This is a genomic window from Argonema antarcticum A004/B2 (assembly GCF_023333585.1).
In the GTDB taxonomy this organism is placed as follows: Bacteria; Cyanobacteriota; Cyanobacteriia; order Cyanobacteriales; family Aerosakkonemataceae; genus Argonema; species Argonema antarcticum.
On sequence record NZ_JAIQZN010000108.1, the window covers coordinates 1 to 23980 of the forward strand.

General features: G+C 44.2%; 31 protein-coding genes. 17 read left to right on the forward strand and 14 right to left on the reverse strand.

Features of this window, described 5'->3' with window-relative positions:
* The first annotated feature begins 715 nt into the window (after positions 1 to 715).
* A complete protein-coding gene (locus LAY57_RS30025; protein WP_249070851.1) occupies positions 716 to 1006 on the forward strand; it encodes a hypothetical protein in 291 nt (96 codons plus the stop codon).
* 194 nt (positions 1007 to 1200) lie between these two features.
* On the opposite strand, the gene LAY57_RS30030 is transcribed toward LAY57_RS30025, so the two are convergent.
* From LAY57_RS30030 to LAY57_RS30040, 3 genes are all read right to left on the reverse strand, one after another.
* On the reverse strand, positions 1201 to 3288 hold the full coding sequence (locus tag LAY57_RS30030; protein ID WP_249070852.1) for a DUF4335 domain-containing protein: 2088 nt from the start codon (positions 3286 to 3288) through the stop codon (positions 1201 to 1203).
* Between the two features lie 215 nt (positions 3289 to 3503).
* Complete coding sequence (locus tag LAY57_RS30035; protein WP_249070853.1) at positions 3504 to 4100, reverse strand: DUF3038 domain-containing protein; 597 nt, start codon at positions 4098 to 4100, stop codon at positions 3504 to 3506.
* 11 nt (positions 4101 to 4111) lie between these two features.
* Positions 4112 to 5350, reverse strand: a complete 1239-nt coding sequence (locus LAY57_RS30040) for an RNA-guided endonuclease InsQ/TnpB family protein (RefSeq protein WP_249070854.1) — start codon at positions 5348 to 5350, stop codon at positions 4112 to 4114.
* Between the two features lie 155 nt (positions 5351 to 5505).
* On the opposite strand from LAY57_RS30040, the gene LAY57_RS30045 reads away from it, so the two are divergent.
* Positions 5506 to 7095 (forward strand): glycoside hydrolase family 57 protein, encoded by a 1590-nt coding sequence (locus LAY57_RS30045; RefSeq protein ID WP_249070855.1) that lies wholly within the window; start codon positions 5506 to 5508, stop codon positions 7093 to 7095.
* Positions 7096 to 7284: 189 nt separating this feature from the next.
* On the opposite strand, the gene petA is transcribed toward LAY57_RS30045, so the two are convergent.
* Positions 7285 to 8274, reverse strand: coding sequence for a cytochrome f (petA, locus tag LAY57_RS30050; protein WP_249070856.1), 990 nt, complete (start codon positions 8272 to 8274; stop codon positions 7285 to 7287).
* A 129-nt stretch (positions 8275 to 8403) separates the two neighbouring features.
* Positions 8404 to 8943 carry a cytochrome b6-f complex iron-sulfur subunit gene (petC, locus tag LAY57_RS30055; RefSeq protein ID WP_249070857.1) on the reverse strand — a complete coding sequence of 180 codons (540 nt, stop codon included), beginning with the start codon at positions 8941 to 8943 and terminating at the stop codon, positions 8404 to 8406.
* A 423-nt stretch (positions 8944 to 9366) separates the two neighbouring features.
* On the opposite strand from petC, the gene LAY57_RS30060 reads away from it, so the two are divergent.
* Both LAY57_RS30060 and menB read left to right on the forward strand, forming a co-directional pair.
* Positions 9367 to 9684 carry a DUF3067 family protein gene (locus LAY57_RS30060; protein WP_249070858.1) on the forward strand — a complete coding sequence of 106 codons (318 nt, stop codon included), beginning with the start codon at positions 9367 to 9369 and terminating at the stop codon, positions 9682 to 9684.
* 17 nt (positions 9685 to 9701) lie between these two features.
* A complete protein-coding gene (gene menB, locus LAY57_RS30065; protein ID WP_249070859.1) occupies positions 9702 to 10535 on the forward strand; it encodes a 1,4-dihydroxy-2-naphthoyl-CoA synthase in 834 nt (277 codons plus the stop codon).
* Positions 10536 to 10537: 2 nt separating this feature from the next.
* Here the strand turns inward: menB and LAY57_RS30070 are convergent, their stop codons facing one another.
* On the reverse strand, positions 10538 to 11140 hold the full coding sequence (locus tag LAY57_RS30070; protein ID WP_249070860.1) for a hypothetical protein: 603 nt from the start codon (positions 11138 to 11140) through the stop codon (positions 10538 to 10540).
* Between the two features lie 1003 nt (positions 11141 to 12143).
* On the opposite strand from LAY57_RS30070, the gene glmS reads away from it, so the two are divergent.
* Positions 12144 to 14042, forward strand: a complete 1899-nt coding sequence (glmS, locus tag LAY57_RS30075) for a glutamine--fructose-6-phosphate transaminase (isomerizing) (RefSeq protein WP_249070861.1) — start codon at positions 12144 to 12146, stop codon at positions 14040 to 14042.
* A gap of 145 nt (positions 14043 to 14187) precedes the next feature.
* Positions 14188 to 14355, forward strand: coding sequence for a hypothetical protein (locus LAY57_RS30080; RefSeq protein ID WP_249070862.1), 168 nt, complete (start codon positions 14188 to 14190; stop codon positions 14353 to 14355).
* On the opposite strand, the gene LAY57_RS30085 is transcribed toward LAY57_RS30080, so the two are convergent.
* The 3 genes from LAY57_RS30085 to LAY57_RS30095 form a co-directional block, all read right to left on the reverse strand.
* On the reverse strand, positions 14350 to 14553 hold the full coding sequence (locus tag LAY57_RS30085; protein ID WP_249070863.1) for a hypothetical protein: 204 nt from the start codon (positions 14551 to 14553) through the stop codon (positions 14350 to 14352). The two genes, LAY57_RS30080 and LAY57_RS30085, sit on opposite strands and share 6 nt — an antisense overlap.
* On the reverse strand, positions 14550 to 14894 hold the full coding sequence (locus LAY57_RS30090) for a hypothetical protein (RefSeq protein ID WP_249070864.1): 345 nt from the start codon (positions 14892 to 14894) through the stop codon (positions 14550 to 14552). Before LAY57_RS30090 ends, LAY57_RS30085 begins: the two co-directional genes overlap by 4 nt.
* 69 nt (positions 14895 to 14963) lie before the next feature.
* Positions 14964 to 15116: a hypothetical protein gene (locus LAY57_RS30095; RefSeq protein WP_249070865.1), complete on the reverse strand. Its 153-nt coding sequence runs from the start codon at positions 15114 to 15116 to the stop codon at positions 14964 to 14966.
* Between the two features lie 90 nt (positions 15117 to 15206).
* Between LAY57_RS30095 and LAY57_RS30100 the strand changes: the two genes are divergently transcribed.
* The 10 genes from LAY57_RS30100 to LAY57_RS30145 all read left to right on the forward strand — a co-directional run bounded on the left by LAY57_RS30100 (position 15207) and on the right by LAY57_RS30145 (position 18561).
* The gene (locus LAY57_RS30100) at positions 15207 to 15383 is read left to right on the forward strand and encodes a hypothetical protein (RefSeq protein WP_249070866.1); all 177 of its coding nucleotides are present in this window, start codon (positions 15207 to 15209) and stop codon (positions 15381 to 15383) included.
* A gap of 41 nt (positions 15384 to 15424) precedes the next feature.
* A complete protein-coding gene (locus tag LAY57_RS30105) occupies positions 15425 to 15655 on the forward strand; it encodes a hypothetical protein (RefSeq protein ID WP_249070867.1) in 231 nt (76 codons plus the stop codon).
* Complete coding sequence (locus tag LAY57_RS30110) at positions 15648 to 16034, forward strand: type II toxin-antitoxin system VapC family toxin (RefSeq protein ID WP_249070868.1); 387 nt, start codon at positions 15648 to 15650, stop codon at positions 16032 to 16034. The genes LAY57_RS30105 and LAY57_RS30110 overlap by 8 nt, the downstream gene beginning before the upstream one ends.
* Before the next feature lie 135 nt (positions 16035 to 16169).
* Positions 16170 to 16409, forward strand: coding sequence for a DUF433 domain-containing protein (locus LAY57_RS30115; RefSeq protein ID WP_249070869.1), 240 nt, complete (start codon positions 16170 to 16172; stop codon positions 16407 to 16409).
* Positions 16406 to 16765, forward strand: coding sequence for a DUF5615 family PIN-like protein (locus LAY57_RS30120; protein ID WP_249070870.1), 360 nt, complete (start codon positions 16406 to 16408; stop codon positions 16763 to 16765). The genes LAY57_RS30115 and LAY57_RS30120 overlap by 4 nt, the downstream gene beginning before the upstream one ends.
* 111 nt (positions 16766 to 16876) lie before the next feature.
* Positions 16877 to 17152: a ribbon-helix-helix domain-containing protein gene (locus LAY57_RS30125; protein WP_249070871.1), complete on the forward strand. Its 276-nt coding sequence runs from the start codon at positions 16877 to 16879 to the stop codon at positions 17150 to 17152.
* Positions 17149 to 17499 (forward strand): type II toxin-antitoxin system PemK/MazF family toxin, encoded by a 351-nt coding sequence (locus tag LAY57_RS30130; protein ID WP_249070872.1) that lies wholly within the window; start codon positions 17149 to 17151, stop codon positions 17497 to 17499. Before LAY57_RS30125 ends, LAY57_RS30130 begins: the two co-directional genes overlap by 4 nt.
* Positions 17500 to 17700: 201 nt before the next feature.
* Positions 17701 to 17916, forward strand: a complete 216-nt coding sequence (locus tag LAY57_RS30135) for a hypothetical protein (RefSeq protein ID WP_249070873.1) — start codon at positions 17701 to 17703, stop codon at positions 17914 to 17916.
* A complete protein-coding gene (locus tag LAY57_RS30140; RefSeq protein ID WP_249070874.1) occupies positions 17913 to 18380 on the forward strand; it encodes a type II toxin-antitoxin system VapC family toxin in 468 nt (155 codons plus the stop codon). Before LAY57_RS30135 ends, LAY57_RS30140 begins: the two co-directional genes overlap by 4 nt.
* A gap of 34 nt (positions 18381 to 18414) precedes the next feature.
* Positions 18415 to 18561: a hypothetical protein gene (locus LAY57_RS30145; protein WP_249070875.1), complete on the forward strand. Its 147-nt coding sequence runs from the start codon at positions 18415 to 18417 to the stop codon at positions 18559 to 18561.
* Positions 18562 to 18577: 16 nt separating this feature from the next.
* Here the strand turns inward: LAY57_RS30145 and LAY57_RS30150 are convergent, their stop codons facing one another.
* The 3 genes from LAY57_RS30150 to LAY57_RS30160 all read right to left on the reverse strand — a co-directional run bounded on the left by LAY57_RS30150 (position 18578) and on the right by LAY57_RS30160 (position 21466).
* Positions 18578 to 20053: a GUN4 domain-containing protein gene (locus LAY57_RS30150; protein ID WP_249070876.1), complete on the reverse strand. Its 1476-nt coding sequence runs from the start codon at positions 20051 to 20053 to the stop codon at positions 18578 to 18580.
* Between the two features lie 162 nt (positions 20054 to 20215).
* Entirely contained in the window at positions 20216 to 21001 is a 786-nt protein-coding gene (locus tag LAY57_RS30155; RefSeq protein ID WP_249070877.1) for a CFI-box extended C-terminal domain-containing protein, read from the reverse strand.
* A 150-nt stretch (positions 21002 to 21151) separates the two neighbouring features.
* Positions 21152 to 21466: a hypothetical protein gene (locus tag LAY57_RS30160; protein ID WP_249070878.1), complete on the reverse strand. Its 315-nt coding sequence runs from the start codon at positions 21464 to 21466 to the stop codon at positions 21152 to 21154.
* Positions 21467 to 21630: 164 nt separating this feature from the next.
* On the opposite strand from LAY57_RS30160, the gene LAY57_RS30165 reads away from it, so the two are divergent.
* Complete coding sequence (locus tag LAY57_RS30165) at positions 21631 to 23007, forward strand: helix-turn-helix domain-containing protein (RefSeq protein WP_249070879.1); 1377 nt, start codon at positions 21631 to 21633, stop codon at positions 23005 to 23007.
* Between the two features lie 175 nt (positions 23008 to 23182).
* Here the strand turns inward: LAY57_RS30165 and LAY57_RS30170 are convergent, their stop codons facing one another.
* Together LAY57_RS30170 and LAY57_RS30175 are read right to left on the reverse strand one after the other, a co-directional pair.
* Positions 23183 to 23419 (reverse strand): hypothetical protein, encoded by a 237-nt coding sequence (locus LAY57_RS30170; RefSeq protein WP_249070880.1) that lies wholly within the window; start codon positions 23417 to 23419, stop codon positions 23183 to 23185.
* Positions 23416 to 23760, reverse strand: coding sequence for a hypothetical protein (locus LAY57_RS30175; protein WP_249070882.1), 345 nt, complete (start codon positions 23758 to 23760; stop codon positions 23416 to 23418). Before LAY57_RS30175 ends, LAY57_RS30170 begins: the two co-directional genes overlap by 4 nt.
* Positions 23761 to 23980 lie beyond the last annotated feature (220 nt).

Sequence of the window (23980 nt, forward strand, 5' to 3'; positions counted from 1 at the left end):
AGCATAGCCAAATTTTACTATGGGTTTGGGCGAGTGTGGTAAGGCCAGGGAGTAAAAGTGAAGGATTGTGAGTAAATATTAGTAAAGTGACAACTGTTGATTAACCCTTTAACTATGGGTAATCTACTAAAACAAAGCATTATAGCAAAGTGTTGAGTGCAACGAAAGCCGTACAAACAGATTCCCCGCCTTGCTTTAAGCCTTTAATACTGTCCTAACCGATGTGACTGGGACTAGAGGCTAGGGAAGAGGGAAAGATGGAAGAGGGAAAGAGGGAAAGAGGGAAAAGGGAAAAGGGAAAAGGGAAAAGGGAAGAGGGAAGAGGGAAAAGGGAAGAGTTGGAGTTGTCCTAACCGACGAGAGCGGTTGCTATATATAGCAAAATATATAATCAGACTCTACCTAAAGAGCATATTTCTTTTTATTCCTCATTTTTGGTGAGTATCTAGCTTATGTTCCAAGACGGCCAATTAAAGTTTCCCTTGATCCCGATTTAGTTTTTATAGAAATCAGTATAGTTATTTCGCCTTAATGTATCGTTTTCTTAACGTAAATATGAAATAAATATAAAGTTTATTTTAGCTGGGGATCGCTAGAACCCTGACAGTTCATGCGTTATAGCCTTATATAGTGGCTAAGTAATTTGGCATAAATATAAAAGAAGACTCAAAAAACGTATGCACCCAAAGTAAACCCTAAAAGGTAAAGAGGTTTCATGACGGTAAATCCTGTAGCTTCGGCCTGTCGTTCTTGTCGGTACTACACGCCGGAAGGAAGGCGCGGCGGTAATTGCCAACAGCTAAGTGTGCCCGTTCGCGGCAGTTGGACGGCGTGTTCTCTAGCGCTTCCACCATTTGCACCTTCTTGGGAAGGTGTCGAAGATGTACTGATTTGGCAGAAGGAAATGCTCATGTTACAGGAAGTGCTGCCATTAGAGGTTTCTGCGCCAGAGAGTGTCTGCACCTCTAACCCTAAAAAAGCAAACGTTGAAGCATTGACCGTATAGGTACAGGTATCGAACCGTTGCGATCGCTATTCAGTACTTTTCAAAAATGCTTGTTACCAATAACACATTGAGACAAAATAATTAATTTCCTTAATTTAGAAAAGGATTTAATGATTTTATTGGTTTAAGTTCTGTCAAATCTGGGTATGAGCGTAGTCAAAAGCAACACACAGAAGTTGGCAGATTCCCAATCCTCAATCCAACGATTCCAGGAAAGTGTCCACCTTGCCATCTGGACTCAGAACCACCCGAATTTTGGGACTGCGTTTTCCTTCAATCGGAGAGACGAAAGTTTCACCCACCAAAGGCATCTCTGTACGATCGAGATAAGTTTCTGCCACTTGTCCCAGAGGAATAATCTGGCGAATTGACCCATCAGGATTAAGCGCCAGACTGTATTCCAGACGTTGTTTCAAGCTTGTCGGGGGTTGCCAGCGATTTTGGAAATAACTTTTCGCTTCAGCTACCTGCGGGATCGTGTCAAACAGGGAAGTACTGCTGCTGGGGGTAGGCGGTGGGGCTGGAGTACCACTCCGAGCGGCAACTGGCGGTTTGACATCAGCGCTTTGAGTGGGAGCCGCCGCGACTGGAAACGACTCCTGCGCGGGAGGTGGTGTAATGGGAGGAAGCTCCTGAATAGGAGGCGGTGTAATCGAAGGAAACTCTTGAGTAGGAAGAATTGCAATGGGTGGAATCTCCTGGGTAGGAGGCGGTGTAATTCGAGGAATTGGTTGAGCGGGGGGAGGTGTAATTCGAGGACTTGATTGAGCGGTAGGCGGTATAACTTCAGGAGTCGGTCTTGACTTTGTTACAACCGCAGGAGCAGAAGCAATTCGAGCCGCAGATTGGTTAGTACTGGGAAGATCGCTGGACTCTTGGCGCTGTGCCGTTGGTGAGGTCGTCGCCTGAAGCGGGGGGGTCGGGTTAGGCTTAGGGGGAGGCGGCGCGGTCGCAGCAGGTTGTTTAAGTGTTTGGGGTTGGGTAGACTCCTGACGCTGTAATGTTTCTGAGGGATTTATCCTCACCTCGGTTTGATTATCGGGTGGTTTTGGGGATGTTGTTGGGCCTCCACTTCCCGGTTGGGGTGGAGCAGAATTTAGGGGCAGTTTGTATTGCTCTGGTTTAGATGCAGTAGAACTGGGCCCAGGAGGTAATGTGGAAGCTGCTGGCGGCGTCACCCCAGGAGAAGGAGGTACTGTGGAAGCTGCTGGCGGCGTCACTCCAGGAGAAGGAGGTACTGTGGAAGCTGCTGACGGCATCACTCCAGGAGAAGGAGCTAGGCCCGATCCCGGTGGCAGGGTCACGCTGGGATTGGGAGATAAGTTAGATGCCGATGGTGGCAGTGCTGGCAGTGTTTGCGACGAAGACAGGGGTGGCGTTGGTACTCCCGGTGTTGGCTGAGGTAAGGGAACAGCAGCAATTTGTGGCTGTTCGGTTGGGTTGGGCTCTGGGTTAACTGCGGTTGCGGGTATTTCTGGGTTAGAAGTTTTTCGATCGAGCAATTTCACAGCCGCTGTTGTTACGCCCACAGTCACCAGAGCGATCGCAGCTATACTGGCCCAAAAGGGCGGCGTTTTGCCCAAAGCTGGGCGGTTAAGGGTGGGCAATATCTCCAATTCAGCTGCGTATTCATCTAGCGCAGTCGCCAAATCAAATAATTGCAGCAAACTCAGGTGAATAACTGGCCCTAACTGCTCTGTAGCCAAAGAACTTAAAAACAGGTCGTGAAACAGCAGACCATTTGGTTGCAGGTAAATTCCTGTAACTTCATGACGCGAAAATGGTGTGCCGTTAGCGCTAGTTTCTTTTTCACCAAGTTCTAACTCCGGTGAATTAGTTGCGGTTGAGTCTGAGTCTAAAGGATGAGATGATAATGCTATCGAACCTTCTTCACTGCCCGGAGTATGATGTGGCGGCATTTCCATCTCGGCATTTGTGTCACCCGAACCGTTAGTCGATTCTCCATTGGTGTCTGATAGTTCGGATTGGTCATTAGGCGATGGTGCCAAGAAAGACGCATTCAATCGATCGGGCGACTGTTCCAGAAAGTCCTGCACATACCCTTGAACTACTTCGCAGAGCGCTTCTAGTTGCGTTTGATCCCCACGAACGCTAACTCGTTTTTCCTCTGGCACTCGCGGATCGTCGAAGCTTAGCACAAACTGTAGCCGCTTCAGCACGGTGCGACCAACCCAGCGAGATAGGGGTGAGCCTTTGGCCACAATTTCCAGCGTGCAGGTGGGTGGAGTATAGCGTCGCAGAACTGAGGTGGACGAGTACATAGGGCAGAGGGGCAGAGGAGCAGAGGGGAGGGGGTAAGAGGGGAGGGGGTAAGAGGGGAGGGGGTAAGAGGAGCAGAGGGGAGGGGGTAAGAGGAGCAGAGGAGCAGAGGAGAATTTTAGATTTTAGATTTTGGATTTAATTTCAATTTTCTACTTTATCTAAAATCTTCTTTTCTTCCCTCTTCCCCTAGCCCCTAGCCCCTAGCCCCTAGTCCCTAGCTATACTTTTTACTTTTTCCGAGCAGTGCTAACCAAAGACGGCGGTGACCGCCAGGACTGCTGTAAAACAGTAGATCGATCAATAGTTTGAGAGCGAGGTGAGTCAGAACTTCAGCTGAATAGCTGTCGCCATCCTCCATACGTTCTTGGTAGGTGTTGCTAAAGGTATCAATATAATCTCCCAGCAGAGCGGCTTGATGCGGTTTTTGGTTTTGCTCGGTTAGCTGTTCTAGGAGGGCGACGGCGCGACGGATTAATTCTTGGTGCTGTTTGGTCAAGTGGCAGATAATGAGAACTAGCGATCGCGCTTCCTCTACATCCAGCTTTTTACGCCCTCCCTGTCCTTTTCGTAAGGGACTGGACTGGCGGAGACGCCACAAGGAAACCCGGTCAGCAACCATTGACTCCAAACCCAGATGGGCTGCTGCTGCGAGGATCGCTTCCGAACCTATTCCTGCTAATGCTTCTAAAGCTAGCAAAACTAAATCCAGCTGGGCTTTGATGTTGTCCAACTGCACTGGGTCTGGCGAGGTATTTAGGGTTAAATCCTCCCAGTTGGCCGTTGGTTTGGGCGACGATGCTTTCGAGCGCATAGTTACAGGTTTTATAAGCAAATATTACACTTGCCTCGGACAACCATTTTGTAAGGTGTCACCCTCACTGGACGTACTACCACGCCCTGTATTCCCTCAGCATAAGCGTTGGGAAATGCTTTTCTGATAATATTAGCACTGCCATTCACATCCGCATTAATCAGTCTGCCATCACCAGCACGAAACAAACCTCGCTTAATTCGCTTACCTTTGTACTCCGAATGCTTGACACAAGGTTCATTATCTAAAAAAGAACACTTTGAAGTGTAACTTTCTTCAATAACTTTCACAACAATTCCTGCTAACTCTGCTTTATAAGTCAGCATTTCAATAAACCGTGCATGAGGTATTGCTACGAAATTTTGATTATTGCGTCTGCCCAGATTTATTTCCTGTTTCCACTCATCGTTTTTACCAATTACCAGTGTCCCGATTCGGTTAGCTGCCAGATAATTGACAATAAATCGACTTGCATTATGCAGGTAATTATCTACTTTTACATTTCGCTTGTGAGTTAATTGTTCAATTTTGATTGATGTCTTTCTCTCTCCCTTCAAGTATGACTGCAATACTGTCTTCTTTTTGTGATAGTAGGCATTAATTGATTTCAGGGGTTTACCATTTATTATGAGCGGGAAAAACCGCTTTTGATTGGATGTAATTGTCGCTAAATTATTGAGGCCAATATCAATCCCTGCTATTCCTTCAACACCTGATGATGATTGGGTTACATACTTTTGCTCATAAACTACCTCGACCGCGTAATGGTAAGTTTTTGGGACGATTCTGACTTGATTTACTTGGCTGACTTTAGTAGTCAAAAATATGTTGGTCTTAGACAGATTGATTATCCCTTTATTGAGCCATTCTTTACTGATGGCTTGCGCTGTGTAAGTCAGTACATTTCTGCCTAATGTTTTGTGTTTGTATCTGGGGATTTTTGGTCTGGCTTTGAATTTTTCTGGATGTAGGCTATATTCCTTGGTAGCTTCAAAAAATGATTTCCAGCTTTCATGTAATCTCAATAATACTTGCTGAGATACTTTGGCTGGTAATGCTAGATAGTCAGTCGTTCCCTGACATAGTTTCTGTATTTTGTAATAATCTAGGTATTCGACTGAAAGGATAAATTTTTGTCTGATTAGGTAGTTGGCGTAGTTGAAAAGATTCTTGGAAAGAAAACACAAATTATCTAGCTGTTTGTATAGCCAGTGGTTTCGATCGATCATGTGCTTTTCAACTAGCTGCATTGTTGTCCCGTGATTTTGACTATACTATACTATAAATGGCTATAAAGTCAATGAAGTTTTACAAGACTGTCCCTTTCGCCTTAAAATCTTAAAATACTGTCAACCATTCTTCCTCCCCCGTCCTCAAGACCTTAATTCACCTCCACAAAATCATTATGGCTATTGGCTATCTCGCTCTTGTACTTCATGCCCACCTGCCCTTCGTCCGACATCCCGAAAGTGACTATGTGCTGGAAGAAGAGTGGCTTTATGAAGCCATTACCGAAACCTACATCCCTTTGCTGCGGATGTTCGAGGCATTAAAGCGAGACGGCATTGAATTCAAAATAACGATGAGCCTGACACCGCCCTTGGTGTCAATGCTGCGCGACCCCCTGTTGCAAGAGCGCTACGATAAGCACTTGGCCAAACTGGAAGAGCTGACCCAACTCGAAATTGGGCATAATCACCATAACGGTCATCTGCGCTACCTATCTGAATATTACGCCAAAGAATTTTACGAGACTCGCCAGTTTTGGCAGCAATATAACGGCGATTTAATTGGCGCATTCAAGCAATACCTAGATAGCAATAACCTGGAAATCATCACCTGCGGCGCTACCCACGGGTATCTGCCACTAATGAAAATGTACCCGCAGGCAGTATGGGCGCAAATCCGGGTGGCTTGCGAACACTACGAGGAAAATTTTGGACGTCCTCCCAAGGGGATTTGGTTGCCGGAGTGTGCTTACTATAACGGATTAGAAGAAATGCTGGCAGATGCAGGTCTGCGCTATTTCCTCATCGACGGTCATGCGATTCTTTATGGTAGCCCCCGCCCCCGGTTTGGGACTTATACACCCGTCTTTACTGAGTCAGGGATTGCGGCTTTTGGTCGGGATCACGAATCGGCGCATCAAGTTTGGTCTTCTCAATTGGGATACCCCGGTGACCCTGAATATCGGGAATTTTATAAGGACTTGGGCTGGGAAGCGGAATACGAATATATTAAGCCTTACATCATGCCCAACGGTCAGCGGAAAAATATTGGGATCAAGTACCACAAGATCACTGGTCGGGGTTTGGGTTTGGGCGATAAAGCTCTGTACGATCCTTACTGGGCGAGGCAAAAGGCGACAGAACACGCTGGCAACTTTATGTATAACCGGGCGCAGCAAGTCGAGCATCTCTACAATGTGATGCAGCGTCCTCCGATTATTGTCTCGCCTTATGATGCGGAGCTGTTCGGTCACTGGTGGTATGAAGGCCCCTGGTTCTTGGAGTACCTGTTCCGCAAGACTTGGCACGACCAAAAGACTTATGCTATGACTCACTTGGCAGACTATCTGCGGATGCACAGCAGGCATCAAGTCATGCGTCTTGCACAGTCTAGCTGGGGTTTCAAGGGATTCCACGAGTATTGGCTCAACGATACGAATTCCTGGATTTATCCCTATCTGCACAAAGCGGCAGAGCGGATGATTGAGTTGGGGCTCAAGGAACCTGCTGATGAATTGGAGTGGCGTGCGCTTAATCAGGCGGCGCGAGAGTTACTGCTGGCCCAGTCTTCTGATTGGGCGTTTATTATGCGGACTGGGACGATGGTGCCTTACGCGGTAAGACGGACGCGATCGCACCTGATGCGCTTCAATAAACTCTACGATGATATTAACGCGGGCAAAATCGACAGCGGTTGGCTGGAAAAAGTTGAGACAATTGATAATATCTTTCCCAACATTAACTACCGCGTTTATCGCCCTTTGTGAGATCTCATCTGGCTATATAGCAACCTTATCGGCAGTTAGGACATTCTTAATTCCACCAAACTCTTGAAATACGCCCCTTCTTCCCCTAGCCCCTAGTCCCTAGCTATATCAGATCCTCAAAAATAACAAGGACAGGCAAGATGCCTGTCCCAAAAGAGATTATTCTAGCTAGAGCGTGTCAAGTCACACCTAGAAATTCATCTCGGCGGCTTGCACTTTTTCGACTTGTTTCTTCTTCAGTACAAGCAGAACTTGGGAAAGCATGATACCCGTGAAGAATAGCATCAGCCATTTGATCCGTGCAGCGCTTTGGAGGACGATTTCGGTGTCAGCTTGACCAAATCCGCCCACATTGGGGTTAATCGTCAAGGCGTCGCCAGCTTTCACAGCGTCTCCTTGGGAAACAATCAATTCTGGCCCTGCGAGAATAGTATCGACAACTGTTTCGCCAGCATCGGTTGTAATGCTTACTTGGTAGCCGCCGTCTTCACCTTTGGCAATCTGAGAAATAGTTCCGGTGGCGGAAGCGTTATAGATATTATTGTTGGTTCTGTCGCCCGTGGGGTAAATTTGACCGCGACCCCGGTTACCGCCTACATGAACGGCGTACTTGCCATAGCGGATGTTTTTGTCAGTTTCGGGATTGGGAGAAAGAACTGGGAAGACGATTTCCTGATATTGATCTCCCGGTATAGGCCCGATGATGACTACGTTATCCTCTCCTTCTTTGTAGGTTTGGAAATAGAGTCCCTCGATTTTTTCTTTCATTTCCTCTGGAATGCGGTCTTCCGGGGCAATCTTGAAGCCTTTGGGCAACATCAGGACTGCACCGACGTTTAAGCCGCTTTTGGAACCATCGCCGAGTACTTGTTGGCTGCTGCTGTCGTAGGGAATTTTCACTACGGCTTCAAACACTGTGTCGGGGAGGACCGATTGGGGTACTTCAACTTCAGTGGGTTTAGATGCCAGGTGACAGTTGGCACAAACAATCCTTCCTGTGGCTTCGCGGGGGGTTTCGGGGGCGGTTGCCTGGGCCCAGAAGGGGTAGGCGGCTGCGGATTGGGGAAGTGCGATATCGCTGGCGAGGAAGAGGGCAAATGTGGCGATCGCAAGCAGTGCTATTTTGGTAATCGCCCACTTACTGCCAATGCGTATCGCCGATAAACAAACTTTTTTCATCTCTAATTACAACGATTCCGTGACCAAGGTCAAATCAATAGTTCTCAGCTTTCAATCAAACTGAGGAATGAGTAACTAAATAACTCATCACTCAGCACTCATCACTCAGCACTCAGCACTCAGCACTGTTTATTTCCACCAGGGTGCAATGCCAGTGCGGAAGTCTGTTTCAGTCCAAGTCGTAAAGGTAATCTTGTCGTCTGCCACAGCGGCGTGTGCTAGTGCCAGGGACAGGGGTGCTGGTCCCCGCACTACTTTGCCCGTTTTGTCGTACTGAGAACCGTGACAGGGGCATTTAAACTTGTTTTCAGCGACGTTCCAAGGTACGACACAGCCTAAGTGGGTGCAGATAGCGTTGATGCCGTAATCTGCAATGGCTTTGTTATCGTCTACCACAATGTAGGTGGGGTCGCCTTTGAGTCCTTGGGCGAGGCTGCGATCGCCTGCGCCGTGAGTGGTCAGATATTCGCTCACAATGATGTCGTTACCCAGTGCGTCTTTGGCGGTGACTCCACCACCAGTACCACCAGCAGATGGGGGGATAAAGTATTTGACTACGGGATATAGCGCCCCCAGTGCCGTTCCAGTGATGGTGCCAAAAGTTAGCAAATTCATAAACTGACGACGCCCCATATCGGGGACGTCTGCCGATCCTGAAACTTGAGCCATAAAATATGCTTGTGTGTGTATCTTTGTCAAGATTCTGAGTGAAAACTCAGATTTTTCTCACCATGCTTTGTGAACCTGCAATCCGCCGCTACACGGCAAAGTCTCCCAAATGTTTTGAGAAACTGATTTACAACTTTCACAGGGGTATTATTACATTTTTTGACCCCCGTCTCATAATGAGAACTTAGGTATTTCAATCGTGGAATAAGGGGGAGTGGGGAAGCGGGGGAGTGGGGGAGTGGGGGAGACAACCGTGATTCTTCTTCTACCCGTGCATTTGTGCCTATCCGTGTCGTGGTTCGTGGGGAGAGGATTTCAGATTTTAGATAAAAAAATTGAAATTCAATTCTAAAATCTAAAATCTACAATTCCCCTATCCCGGTTTTTCAATCCAAAATCCTTTCATCCAAAATCCAAAATCGAATGACAGGACGAGACTTACGCCAGATATTACTAAATAAGTGGGGACGCTCTTACGATATTCAAGTGCGGCGGATTCAGGGCAAGATTTTTGTCCAGATTATGTGGAAATATCTAGAACAGGCGTCTTTTCCGCTCAAAGAGGCTGATTATATGGCTCATCTGGATATGATCGCCAGTTATATCCAGGCTTGGGGTGGTGCGGCACAGGTGCAAGAATATATTGAGCAGACGAAGGAACGCCCCCGACTCGGTAAGGCGGTTAGCATTTTGATTGATTTGGGCGATCGCGCTTCTGAGTGGATAATAGAAGATTCTTAACCTCTACACGCCGATCTATGCAAGTTGAATGGCAAACCGCCAAAACCTACGAAGATATCCTTTATCACAAAACGGACGGCATCGCTAAAATTACGATCAATCGTCCCCACAAGCGCAATGCCTTCCGTCCGAAAACAGTTTTTGAACTCTACGATGCTTTTGCCGATGCTCGCGAAGATACCAGTATCGGTGTAGTACTTTTTACTGGCGCTGGGCCTCATACGGATGGGAAGTATGCTTTTTGTGCTGGTGGGGATCAAAGCGTGCGGGGAAATGCTGGGTATGTGGGTGAGGATGGCGTGCCGCGCTTGAATGTGCTGGATTTGCAACGCTTGATTCGATCGATGCCGAAAGTGGCGATCGCGTTGGTGGCGGGATATGCGATCGGTGGCGGTCACGTACTGCATATTTTGTGCGATTTGACAATAGCCGCAGATAATGCAATTTTCGGTCAAACTGGGCCGAAAGTTGGCAGCTTTGATGGTGGATTTGGTGCTAGTTATTTAGCCAGAATTGTGGGGCAAAAAAAGGCGCGGGAAATTTGGTATCTCTGTCGGCAATACAATGCAGAACAAGCGCTGGAAATGGGTTTAGTTAATTGTATTGTGCCGGTCGAAGAGTTGGAGGAGGAAGGGATTAAGTGGGCCAGGGAAATATTAGAAAAAAGTCCGATCGCAATTCGTTGTTTGAAGGCGGCTTTTAATGCTGATTGCGATGGACAAGCGGGTTTACAAGAGTTGGCTGGGAATGCCACTTTACTTTATTACATGACTGAGGAAGGCGCGGAGGGGAAACAGGCGTTTTTGGAGAAGAGAGAACCCGATTTTAAGCAATATCCTTGGTTGCCTTGACCTCACCCCCTAACCCCCTCTCCGTTGACGGAGAGGGGGGACAGAAGAGGAGAGGGGGGACAGGAGAGGGAGAGGGGGGACAGGAGAGGAGAGAGGGGGGATAAGAGACAAGCAGAGGGGAGACAAGAGACAAGCTGAGTGAGCAAGACTTCATCAACTTCATCAGTGAAAGCAATTGCTAGTTCAGGACTAGAATTTGCTAAAGCACTCTCGTACCATTCATGTATTACTGCATCAAGCCTATCTATAGCGCCAGTTTCTAAACCAATTTGACGAAACTCAGTTTCTACTTCGGCGATTAGTTGGCTTAACTCCTCAGCGTCAAATACTTTCAGCCATTCATAGGGATGATTGGGGTCAATTTGCTCTCCCAAGCGTAATCGGTAAGCAATATTTATCAGTTCAAATACAGTTTTAGAAATGGTTGTTGCTTTCACCCAAAAAGCCATTTGTTCGCGAGGTAACAAGGCAAAATAGCGATCGTTGCGAGTGATGGTTACGGGACGTTCTAAAGCGATGTCCAGAATCAGACCAGGTTGGCGATTTAATTCAGTTGCGTTAACTATTTCATCACCGTAAACATTTGTTGAGGTTTCGATCGGCATAAGCTTTACATCTCTTTTTGGGGGCGGAAGGCTGGTTAATCTATCTAAGTAATATTGTAGGTATATGCTAGGCGATCGACATTCAGCCTTGTTCAGGTGAGTGAGGTATAGAGAAACCCGGTTTCTTTAAGAAACCGGGTTTCTGGAGTATACTTAGCGCAACCCGCTATATTGAAGCTTGGGAACGGGGCAAAGAAGTGGTGCGATCGAGCTTTTATCTCATCCAAATCACTACATATCTGTGATTGTAATCATTTATAACTGGCTAGCGGTTGCATTCAAAACTCTGTACGGGCGGGTTTAACAGATGAATCTGGGGTCGAAACAGAACTATTCTCAACGAAACCCGCCCCTACAACTCAAAACTTTCCCTAGCCCCTAGCAAGAAAGCCCCTAGTCCCTAGCTATACTTCTTGGGGGGCGGGGTAAGTCCTGTTTGCGATCGCTGATGTGTAAGATGGGGATAAGGGCGCAGGCGACCCAAAAGCTGCGATCGAAACAAGCTTCACTTGCCAGCGATATTCCGCAATCCGAGAGCCCTCCCACTATACATACTCTTCCACCACCGAAGGGAGTAATAATAAAACCACCCACACACACCGGGTTTTGACAATAACTATTAACTTGCGTTAATACTGAACAAGGTATGGAGCTACTCCTTGAGCGGTTATCCGGATAGCCCAGTAGGTTTTAGCAAGTAGGTCATAGAGTCCTGGGTAACGAGTGCTGAGTAACGAGTGGCGATTGTTGGTTGGAATTCAAAGTCTCTGTTAATACTCGGTGCTGGTTACTCAGTAAGCCCTACACCAAGGCAACGCCGTAGGAGTTAACTCCTAGTAACTGATTTACTCAACATTAGTTGACATAGCAGCACATTACCTTTGGTATTGTCATGTTAAGTCAAAAAATGTTCTGTATGTCAAATTATGTCCCAGCAAGATTGGCGACAGTAGACTCTATGGCACTTTGACTAGATCGATATAAACAAAGGAGTTGTGACTAAATGTGCGGAATCGTTGGCTATATCGGCACCCAAGCGGCTAGCGAAATTTTGTTGGCAGGGTTAGAAAAACTGGAATACCGGGGCTATGATTCTGCTGGTATTGCCACGGTTAGGGAAGGTGAAATACATTGCGTTCGGGCGAAGGGTAAGCTTCAAAACCTGCGCGACAAACTAGCTGGTGATGAAAATCCAGCCCAAATTGGGATCGGACACACTCGCTGGGCTACCCACGGTAAGCCTGAAGAGTATAATGCACATCCACATATGGATACGGCCCTGCGTGTGGCTGTGGTGCAAAATGGCATTATTGAAAACTATCGCGAGTTGCGAGAGGAATTAAAAAGTAGAGGGCACAAATTCCGCTCGGATACCGATACAGAGGTGATTCCCCACCTGATAGCTGAATTTTTATCTCTTTTGCCTTCTACTTCGTCCGTCACACCCTTTACTTTCTTGGAGGCGGTGCGACAAGCGGTGAACAAACTGAAGGGGGCATTTGCGATCGCAGTCATCAGTGCAGATTATCCTGACGAATTGATCGTAGCCAGACAGCAGGCTCCTTTGTCAATAGGCTTTGGTTCGGGAGAATTTTTCTGTGCTTCGGATACTCCAGCGATCGTACCCTATACTCGCACGGTACTAACTCTGGAAAATGGGGAAATGGCACGGCTGACACCCCTGGGAGTTGAGGTTTATAACTTTGCCGGTGACAGGCTCAAAAAAGCCCCCCGTACCCTCAACTGGAACCCCATCCTGGTAGAAAAACAGGGATTTCGACATTTCATGCTCAAAGAAATCTATGAGCAACCAGGGGTCGTGCGGACTTGTTTGGAAGCATATATAAACAGCGATTGGAACCCAACGGACACAAAGTCGCCGGTGAATCTGCACTTACCAGCCGAAATGTATGCCGATTTAGAACAAATTCAAATAGTCGCCTGCGGTACTAGCTGGCACGCCAGTTTAGTCGGTAAGTACCTACTGGAACAACTAGCGGGAATTCCGACAATAGTACAGTATGCTTCTGAGTTTCGCTACGCACCGCCGCCGCTAACACGGAATACTCTGACAATTGGCGTTACCCAATCTGGGGAAACAGCAGATACTTTGGCGGCGTTGACAATGGAAAAACAGCGTCGCATTAGTCAACCACCGCAGTTTCAACCGCGATTGTTGGGTATTACTAACCGCCCTGAAAGTTCTCTTGGTTCGCTAGTATCGTACATGATCGATACTCACGCTGGAATTGAAATTGGGGTGGCGGCGACTAAAACATTTGTCGCTCAGTTAGTAGCTTTTTACTGTTTGGCGATCGATTTGGCTTATCGCCGTCAAACGTTGTCTGCTAATTCTCTGGAGCAAATTCTCCAAGGTTTGCGACTGCTTCCGGCAGAAATTGAAATGATTCTAGAAGTTCAGGAGCGGTATATTGAAGAGTTAGCCCACAGTTTTGCTGAAACTAAAGATTTCATCTTTATCGGACGGGGTATTAATTACCCGATTGCTTTAGAAGGGGCGCTGAAACTGAAGGAAATTAGCTACATTCATGCTGAGGGTTATCCAGCTGGGGAAATGAAGCACGGCCCGATCGCGCTGTTGGATGCTAAAGTACCCGTAGTTGCGATCGCAATGCCTGGTGGCGTTAACTATGAGAAAGTTCTCTCAAATGCCCAAGAAGCAAAAGCCCGCGATTCCCGCTTGATTGGTGTAACAGCAATGAATGACGCCGAGGCAAGTGAAATATTTGATGATATCTTGCCTGTGCCAAAAGTGGATGAAATTCTTTCCCCCATTGTCACAGTAATTCCGCTGCAATTATTAGCTTATCACATTGCTGCCCGTCGCGGTTTGGATGTAGATCAACCGAGGAATTTGGCTAAATCGGTGACGGTGGAATAGGTAATTTTCACAGTTCAAGTATTACCAGGAACCGGGTTTCTTTAGGTTAAGAAAGCATAATTTTGTTGAATCTATCCAGAGAAACCCGGTTTTTTACCGCTATTTTTCACCATTGGCAAATAAAGGCCGTCGCCTCTATTTTTTCGTGACTAAGCTGAGTCTGGTCACTAGGGCTAATAAAATTGTACTGTGCGATATGCCTTATGCTGGCTACGCCAAAGCATTCTGGGAAAGATGGAAGTGCGATATGCCTTATGCTGGCTACGCCAAAGCATTCTGGGAAAGATGGAAGTGCGATGATAGTCATTCATGAATTATCTGACTTGGTAACAGCTTTCACTCTTCCCAAGCGGTAAGCTGTTAAGGGGCTATTCCGAATATCTGCTTCTACCTGAGCAATTAGTTCGTCAAGTGCCAAATTAAGGTTATCAAACTGGCGGCAAGTTTCACGCATCCTAGCGACAGTTTGTTTGACTTTCTCTGGATTAGGAAGAGGTAGTTGTTGAGTCATAGTAAGTTCCAATCACTTTTAGCTTCTCGAACAGTTGCTTCTCCAGCGTCAGCAGTAGCCTCAGCCTGTTCAATTGTTTGAGCCAGTAATTCTAGGGTAGCAGGCGGAGCCGTTGGCTGGAATTCAGAGATTCGCAGCAGCAGGTTAGAAAGACGAGAATAAGAAGATGTTGCCCTTTCTCTAATATTCGGCAATTGCTCTAAAACGGCAGCAGTTGCCTCTGTTTCGCCAAACCGTTCAAAAATCGACAATTCCGTTGAAGCCGCTTGATTAATTAGCTTTGCAAGCCTTTCCATTAATTCTAGTATAGTTGTGATTGTTTTTTCTGGCAAATCAGCCATCTTATCCTCACTAAGGCTTAATCAAATGTTGCTGAGACTGGCGATATTTGGCGATGAGTTTGGCTCGGTTTAGAGGTGGAATAGCACAATTAATATAGCAAAGGTACTAGCCTCTGGTTGAAGAATATTGTATACCATAGCTAAATATCCAGCAACAGCCCCAAACATAGCCATAGCAAGAACCGCAACCACAGCCCCAAACTCACCTACAACAACAACCATACATACAGCCCCAACTAGACTGTAACTTTAACACTCAGTATGACTAGCATAACCTGAAGCGATCGCATTTTGGAGAAGATAGGGGTGCGAATGCCTTATGCTGGCTACGCCAACGCATTCTGGGGAAAGATAGAAGTGCGATCGCCTGTGATAAGAGTGCTACAGATGGAGGCTGAGTTTGGGGTAGCGAGTTGGGATGAGGATGCGAAGGGGAAGAAAGACAATGCCCTCGGCTTCGCTGAGGCTTTTTCTGCAATCTCAAGTTAAGGTATAATACAGGAATAGCCACAAATCCCAACAAAGAGCCTATGTCTACTTACAACGAGGTACTGGATCAAGCTCAAACTTTAACGCCTGATGAGCAAGAGCGTCTGTTAGAAGACTTAGCAATGCTGGTTCGTCAACGGGTAGAAACCCAGGCTCAAAAGAGCATTCAAAAATCACCTGGGCTAGATTTAGAAAGATGGCGTGGTTTTTTGCCTAAGCGTGTGGATGCTCTGGAATTCCAATTCAAACTTAGACAAGAATGGGATGAGTAATAAATATCTTCTCGATACGAACATCCTGATTTACTATTTTAATGATGAGCCGGAAGTTAAGCCTATATTTGATGAAATTGAAGCGGTCGATGCAGAGGCTTTCTACTGTCCGATTAGTTGGGTGGAGTTACTTTGTTACCCGGCGTTGACAGAAGAACAAGCGAATGAGATGCGAGAATTTTTGAGGCTTCTTAACTGCGTATCATTGACGGAATCAGTTTTAGATCGTGCAGCCCAAATTCGTGGAGATTATCGATTGAAACTAGCTGATGCTGTAATTGCAGCTTGCGCTTTAATTGAAGGATGCGTTTTAGTCACTCGTAATGTGGATGATTTTAGGCGTATTAATGGATTAAGTGTGTTAAATCCATTTAGTTAGGTTGAGCGCTCGCATTCTGGGAAAGATGGAAGTGCGAATGCCTTATGCTGGCTACGCCAACGCATTTTGGGGAAAGATAGAAGTGCGATCGCCTGTGATAAGATATCAATTATTATGAACAGAGAAATGCAAACAATGAAATGGCAAGAACGAATATCTACCAACCCTTTGATATGTCATGGCAAAAGTTGTATCAAAGGTACGCGCATCATGGTATCTGTTGTTCTCGATAATTTAGCGGCTGGTGTCAGTACAGCAGAAATTCTCCAAAGTTATCCTTCTCTGAGTGCTGAGGATATTCAGGCTGCGATCGCTTATGCTGCTGAGTTGGCTCGCGAGCGCATCATCCCAACAGTGATAGAAGTGGGTAAATGAAGTTCAAAATTGATGAGAATTTACCTGTAGAAGTCGCCGAATTGCTGCGATCGCAAGGTTATGATGCTCTCACAGTCGAGGAGCAAAAACTTGCGGGAGAGCGCGACAATATCATTATTGAGGTATGCAGGCAAGAAGAGCGGATTTTAGTAACACTGGATTTAGATTTTGCAGATATTCGTGCTTATCCACCGCCAGATTTTGCGGGTATTATAGTGTTGCGTGTGAGTCGGCAAGATAAGCCTTATCTACTTTCAGTTTTTCAAGGAGCTATTTCGTTAATGGCTCAAGAAACTGTAGCACAGAAATTATGGATTGTTGAGGAAACACGAATACGAATTAGGGGTGGAGATTAAATGGCGATCGCATTTGGGGAAAGATGGAAGTGCGATCGGCACTGATTAAGGTTTTTAAGTTATGCTTAAGTTGATGCTATTATCAACATCAATTTAAACATCAAGATAGTTATGCAAAATCAGACTGTCCGCACAACAATAACTCTACCTCTAGAACTTTTAGCCGCGACTGACAGAATAGTCAGCCAAGGAAAAGCCAAGAGTCGCAATGAGTTTGTAGCGCAAGCACTTCTACATGAGCTTGAAGCACTCAAACAAGCAGAAATTAATGCAGCACTGATTGAAATGGCACAAGACCCGGATTATCAAGCTCAAGTGCTACAGATGGAGGCTGAGTTTGGGGTAGCGAGTTGGGAAGCCTTGCAATTGGGAGAATCTTCAGTATGAAACGAGGAGAAGTCTACGATGCTCGACTTGAACCTGTTGAGGGTTCTGAACAAGGGGGCACTCGTCCTGTTATCATTGTTAGTCGAGATGCAATCAATACATATAGTCCTGTAGTTTTGGCTATTCCCTGCACTACTTATCAAACTGGTAAACGAGTTTATCCCACTCAGATATTAATTACAGCGCCAGACGGGGGATTAACTAACGATTCGATCGCTATGGCAGATCAGGTAAGGGTGTTATCTAAAACTCGCTTACTGAGTTTACGAGGAATGCTTAGTAATGAAGCAATAATTTTGGTGAATCAAGCTTTGTTAATTGCGTTTGATTTGCCCAGTCAAGTTTAATCGCATTTTGGGGAAAGATGGAAGTTCGATATGCCTTATGCTGGCTACGCCAACGCATTCTGGGAAAGATGGAAGTGCGATATGCCTAGCAGCGGGCTACGCCAACGCTTTTAACTATAAGTTTTCCCCATCAGTAGCTAACAACGGTGAAAAAGGCTATTCTAGCTATTATACCTGAATTTTAGGGAACACTTTAAAATTATGAGTAGTTCTTTGACACCTTTTTTAAAGCACAGAGGCAAAACGGAAGCAGAACAATTTCAGAAGAATCAGGCGGCAATGAAACTTCTGAAAAGCTGGATAGAAGAAGAAGTTACGGAAGAGGAATCAAAGCAAAGAGAAAGCTACTTTGAATCTTTCAAAGAAATTGTGGATAGTGCCCGAATGCCGGGACATAAGCTTTACAATAAAGAATGATTGTTTTTTTAGACACGGGAATACTTGGGTTAGTTGCCTCGCCAAATAATACGGGTGAGGCGAAAGAATGTAAAGACTGGCTTTATGGGTTACTTGCTAAAAGTGTATATGTTCTAACTTCTGATATTTGTGACTATGAAGTTAGAAGGGGTTTGCTATTAGCGTCTTTGAGTAATCCAAGAGTTCAAGGTATCCAAAATCTAGATATTCTGCCAGAAGTTATTGACTTTTTACCGTTAACTAAAATGGTAATGAAAGAAGCAGCTAATTTGTGGGCGCAAGCGCACAGTCAAGGAATTCAAACAGCGGACAATAAAAATATTGATGCAGATATGATTATCTGCGCTCAAGCTAAAGTTCTCCAAGCAGAAAATCCGGGTCAGTATATAGTAATTGCTTCTACGAATACTAAACATTTGAAACGGTTTACAGAAGCAAAGGAATGGAGAGATATCAAATTTTAGGTAAGCTGTAGGAGAGTTTAATAGAGATCGCATTTTGGGAAAGATGGGAGTGCGATCGCATTTGGGAGAAGATGGGAGTGCGATCGCATTTTGGGAAAAGATGGAAGTGCGATCGCATTTTGGGGGAAGAGAAAAGTGCGATACGCGCTATCGTAATCGCTTACAGTTTATCCAAATATAGTAAAAATCGGCTTGGATCAAAAGTATTTCTTAGTAAGCTGTTCTGTCCCGTTTTTAATGAGGGATTCAGTCATATCCTCAGACCAACAACATTGCTTTAGTATGGCTACTATTGTTTGATACTTTTCTACATCTCTCTGACTTCTAAATAAGTCGGCAGCCCTAAGCCAATTAAAACAAGCTTTATCAAGATCTGTCGTCGTATCTCCGATAAGAGCATATAAACGTCCTCTTTGAGCGTAAGCATCTCCATCATCAGGTTCTATACGGATAACTCGTGCATTATCCTCAATTGCTTGTTGATATTTCTTCAGTTTTAAGTAGCATTGCGCTCGTTGATAGTAGGCTAGAGAAAAATTAGGATTAATCGTCAAGGCTTGAGTAAAATCTGCTATTGCATTTTCATATTCATAGTCTGGTAGTTTGCCATCTGGTTGATCCTTTTCCTTTTCTAATCTAGATAATCCTTGGTTATAGTACCAAGACGTAGCGGAAGGATTTTGGGGGTCAATACGAAGGCACTCATTAAAGTACTTTATTGCCATCCTATATTGTTCCCTTTCATAAGAAAACACGCCACATCGATTGTTATATTTTAAAAATTTATCCATAAGCGCTTGGTCATCGCACAAAAGAACAGCTAGTCTTTGCCAACAGAAAGTATCGCTTAAAGCTCTACCAGGTACATCATATTCTTCTAGGGGCGATTTGTCTGCAAAAAACAGCCAAAAACGTGCATGTAAGTGACCTTTAGGCGCGTTGATGTTAAAGTTTAGTTGGCTGTAATCAAGCCATTCCTTTGAGTTTTTAGAGTACCATCCCAAGTCAGAAGCATATTCTAACCAGGCTCCATAAGCAAGTCCAAAAAGTATAATATCTTTTTTATTGTTTGGATAAGAGATTGTGTCATAGGCTCCACTACTCTGCTCAACTAAAAGTTCCATTTGAAGTGGTAAATTTAAATCTCGTGAAAAGCTTTGACAGATATGCTTCTGAGTACTCAAGCCAAAATGTCCATTGCTGTGCTGAAGCCATAGCCGATCTATAATTGCTAATGCTTGTGCAAGAGAATTGTTGATATCTCCGATATAGAGTTCATTTTCTCTGCCAGCAATCCTCAGTAATATAGCAGCAGTCTCTATGTCAGCTTCTTTCCACTTACGGACTGATAGCAGATTGTTTAATAAGTTATAATTCACTGTCATAAATTCTGTATCCACTGTACTTTTCTTATTAGTAGATTCAAAGTCTTTTACTGCAAGAAAATTACGCGAGTTTCGAGAATCTATTCCTACTGCTGAACTTAAATCATCATTCAGTTGACTTTCATCAAGTTTAATAAATTTGTTTTGATTCCCAGTATTAGTTGAATTTTCTTTCAGGCTGTCATTTATGATCTGGATTAAATCGACTAAGCTTAAGTTGCTAGAGAATAAAAAATAAGCAATTACAGCCCCTATTACAATCAATATAAACAATATAAAAATTACCACGATTAATCCCTCACTTACTCAAAGAATTGATTTATATATACAAACGCATTAAGAGATTTAACTAAAGCGATCGCCCTCTCTTAACCCTCATCCCATCCTTACTACTTCTGCGGTGCATTAACGAAGCATAACACACCCTAACTTTTACCGATTTTTAACTCTTTAATTACGCATCCACTGTGCTAAACGTTCTAGTTGTTGTCTCACAAAACTTTTGATTGTTGGCTGGTTTCCGACATATTGAGCTATGCTAGGACTGATTTGGTAGTAGAGATTAACTAGCCGTTTTCCAAGAGGATTAGTTAATAATTTTTCGTCTCGGAAATTGCGGAATGTGTCTAGATCTGGGTGTGTGGAAGTTGAGTAAGCTGCTGTGGCGATGAAGCAAGAGCTACTCGTGCTAGTACCATCGGTCAACATGAACCCACAAAGCTCCAACTTTGAAATATCCTTTATAGTCTCACGGATTTTTTTTGATATCTCATCAAGGTTTATCTCTTGAATTGAGCTTCCTTGCTGTAATAACGCTTCTTGAATTGTCAGTCTACTTTCGTTAAGGCTAATATTTTCTCGACAAGCTTCATAATTATTTAGATTTTTAGCACTAAAACTCCTCTCATACCTAGCTAATATACTAACAATTTCCTTTTCTTGACTCAAAATGTAACTACTTTCCTTAAAATGCACCATACTTGCATAACAAGTTGTTATCTTACCCAGGACTGTAGCAATTAAAAAAAGATATGTTATTCGGGTTTCTAACTCATAGTAAACCTGATTATTGCGCCTATTAACATTTTCGCTAATCATCACAGCTACGTGCAAGCTTGATAACGCATTCGCATATTCTTGAAGTGCCTGTTGATATTTTTTGTTATTTTGATAAAAATCTCCTCGATCTAGAGAGCGAGTGAAATTTTCTATCATATCTTGATATGGACTTGTCATTTCAACCCTTCTTTTAAACCAATTCAGTCATTTTTAAAACTTAAACTGGGATGATGCGCGATCGCTCCCTCTAAACCCTCTCCCCATCCTTGCCGTTGTTGCGCGGTGCGTTACACTTCGTTAACGCACCCTACACTTCAACTAAATTAGCTACAAAACGAGCTTGTCACCGCCTCTAATTCTATATTTGATTTTTCTCCACCATTCAGGCGCATCATTACTACCTAGTACAACACAATCAACCTCACTAGGCAATAGATCAAAAAGTTTTTGAACAAGTGCTGTACCACGACCTTTGTTTCTATTAGCTTCAGCTACTTCCACGACTTTGATTTTAACTTTAGTTGTTGATATTCTTTCAGCACTAATAGCATCATCAAAATTATCTCGAAAACGTATTTTTATCCAATTTCCTATTTGATAAAGATCGGGATCAGCAGTTCTTGTGTCAATGTAAAGTTCCATAGAGTTCACTCTTCGGTAAATAGCCTATACCTCTAGTTGTAAATTATCCTACCCAAATCTAAACCCTGTCAGTCGGAATTGTCGGGACTTTTGCAACCCGACAAGATCGGAAAATGTCGGAAAGATCGGGTAAAATACGAGAAACCATAGCAAATCCGTAACTTATGGACGTTCAAGCAGTCCTGAAACTCGCAGACGAGCTAGTTTTCTCTAAAACAGGGAAACACTTAGAATATCTGCAAGAAGCTATACTCCGAGGTGCGATCGAAGATCGGAAATATTCCCAAATTGCAGAAGAATTCCACTTGAGTGAGGGTCATATCAGGGATGTTGCTTGCGAATTATGGAAAATCCTTTCAAATGTGTTGGAAGAAAATGTTAGTAAAGCAAATGTTCGATATATATTAGAAAGAGCAAAGTTTTGTAATTATTCAGCTATTGAGAAAAATTATGGAACAGTTAATAATGTCAACATTTGTCCTCAAACTCCTCAATCTCCACAAGTCACCCAACAACCCCAACAAACCCCAACTCAACTCCACATCGACTTAGGCGACGCACCCGAAATCTTCAGTTTCTACGATCGCACTCCCCAACTCGCCACCCTCGAAACCTGGATACTACAAGAACGCTGTCGCCTCATCGCACTACTGGGAATCAGCGGAATAGGCAAAACAACCCTTGCAGTGCGACTGATAGACCAAATCAAAACCAATTTTGACTATGTAATTTATCGCAGTCTCCGCTTTTCCCCAACTCTAGACGCCACTCTCACCAACCTATTGCAAATCTTCTCGGAAAAAACAGATATTCCTCAGAACATCGAAACGCAAATATCCCAACTCATCAACTATTTACGCCAATATCGCTGTCTAATTATCCTTGATGACGTGCAGATGCTTTTCAGCAGCGGACAATTAGCAGGTCAATATAAAACTGGATATGAAGATTATCAGTTATTTTTTAAATTAATTGCCGAAGTTTGTCACAATAGTTGTTTGCTCTTAAATAGTTGGGAAAAATTGAGAAAACTTGCCAAATTAGAAAAAGCAAATACTCCTGTCCGCTTATTAGTATTAGGCAGTTTAGGAATTGCAGCTAAAGAAATTCTGAGAGAACATAAATTATCCGATGAAGATACTTGGGAAACCTTGATAAATACCTATCAAGGCAATCCGCTCTGGTTAGAATATACTGCTACCATGATACAAGAGTTATTTGGCGGTAGCGTTTCTGATTTCTTGGAATGCGATGCAGTGATTTTAAGCGAATCTTTGCAAGCACAATTAGACCAACAATTTCAGCGACTAACGCAGCAAGAACTTGCCATAATGATTCAGCTTGCTAAGGAAAATGATCCTGTTGCTTTACCGCAAATTTTACAGGCAATCCCATTATCGCCATCAGATTTATTAAATGGGATGCAATCACTAGGAAACAGGTTATTATTGGATGCCAAAGAAAATGGTAAGACAACTTTTTTTAGTTTGAATACTGTGTTAAAAAAGTATATTAAAAATCGATATAATATAGTAAGTTAAAACTATATTTTTCAGATCGAGTCCGATAGGATGGGACTTGTATCGGTTATGTGATTGTAGGGGCGGGTTTAGCAGACAATCCTTGATTTCAACAGACAATCTATCAACAAAACCCGCCCATACCATGATTGTAGGGGTGGGTTTAGCAAACAATCCTTGATCTCAACAGATAATCTCAAGGGCAAAACCCGCCCCTACTTTCTTCCATCTTCTGTGGCTGAATATTCAGCAACTCCATAGCTTTCTCCAATTTGTAACGAGGAACTTTCTGCTTGGAAATATCAGCTTCTAATTCAGCAATCATATAATCTGCGATCGCAATCAGAGCATCCCAACGTTGATTAATTTCCTCCATCTTAGCTGCTCTTTCCTTGACTTTTTCTAGGCTGGGAGGTGGTGGTATTTGATTCATAATAAATTCCAATCCCTTTTGATTTCTTGGATACTTGCTTCCGAGGCTGGGGCGTTAGCTTGTGCCTGTTCAATCGATCGGGCCAGTAACTCTAGCATAGCAGATGAAGGGCTTGGGTAGGATTTGGCAATCTGCAATAGAAGAGTGCAAAAGCGGGAGTAGTAAGTTTCTGCCCTTTCTCTGGTATTCTGGAGTTGAGCAAAGTCAATAATCGTTGCCTCTGTCTCCCCATAACGTTCCAGGATCGTAAATTCCGTCGTTCTTGCCTTACTGATGATTGCCAACAATTGTCGCTGCAAATCTAAAACAGTAGTTGTTATTTCCTGTGGTAACTCTGCCATCTAAGTTGATTCTAATATTTTACTGCTAATATTTTACTGCTTAAGAGCGCTTGTTTTTTAGATAATTTAGAATCAGCTAAAAAAGTGCGTTACGCTAAAGCTAAGGCATATCTTCAACTGTATTCTGTGCGTTACACTGCGTTACTGGAGTTTAGACTATCGCACCGCAGGTGCGATAGTCTAAACTTCTAGCCATCCAAAATCGCTCAGCTTTTAGCTG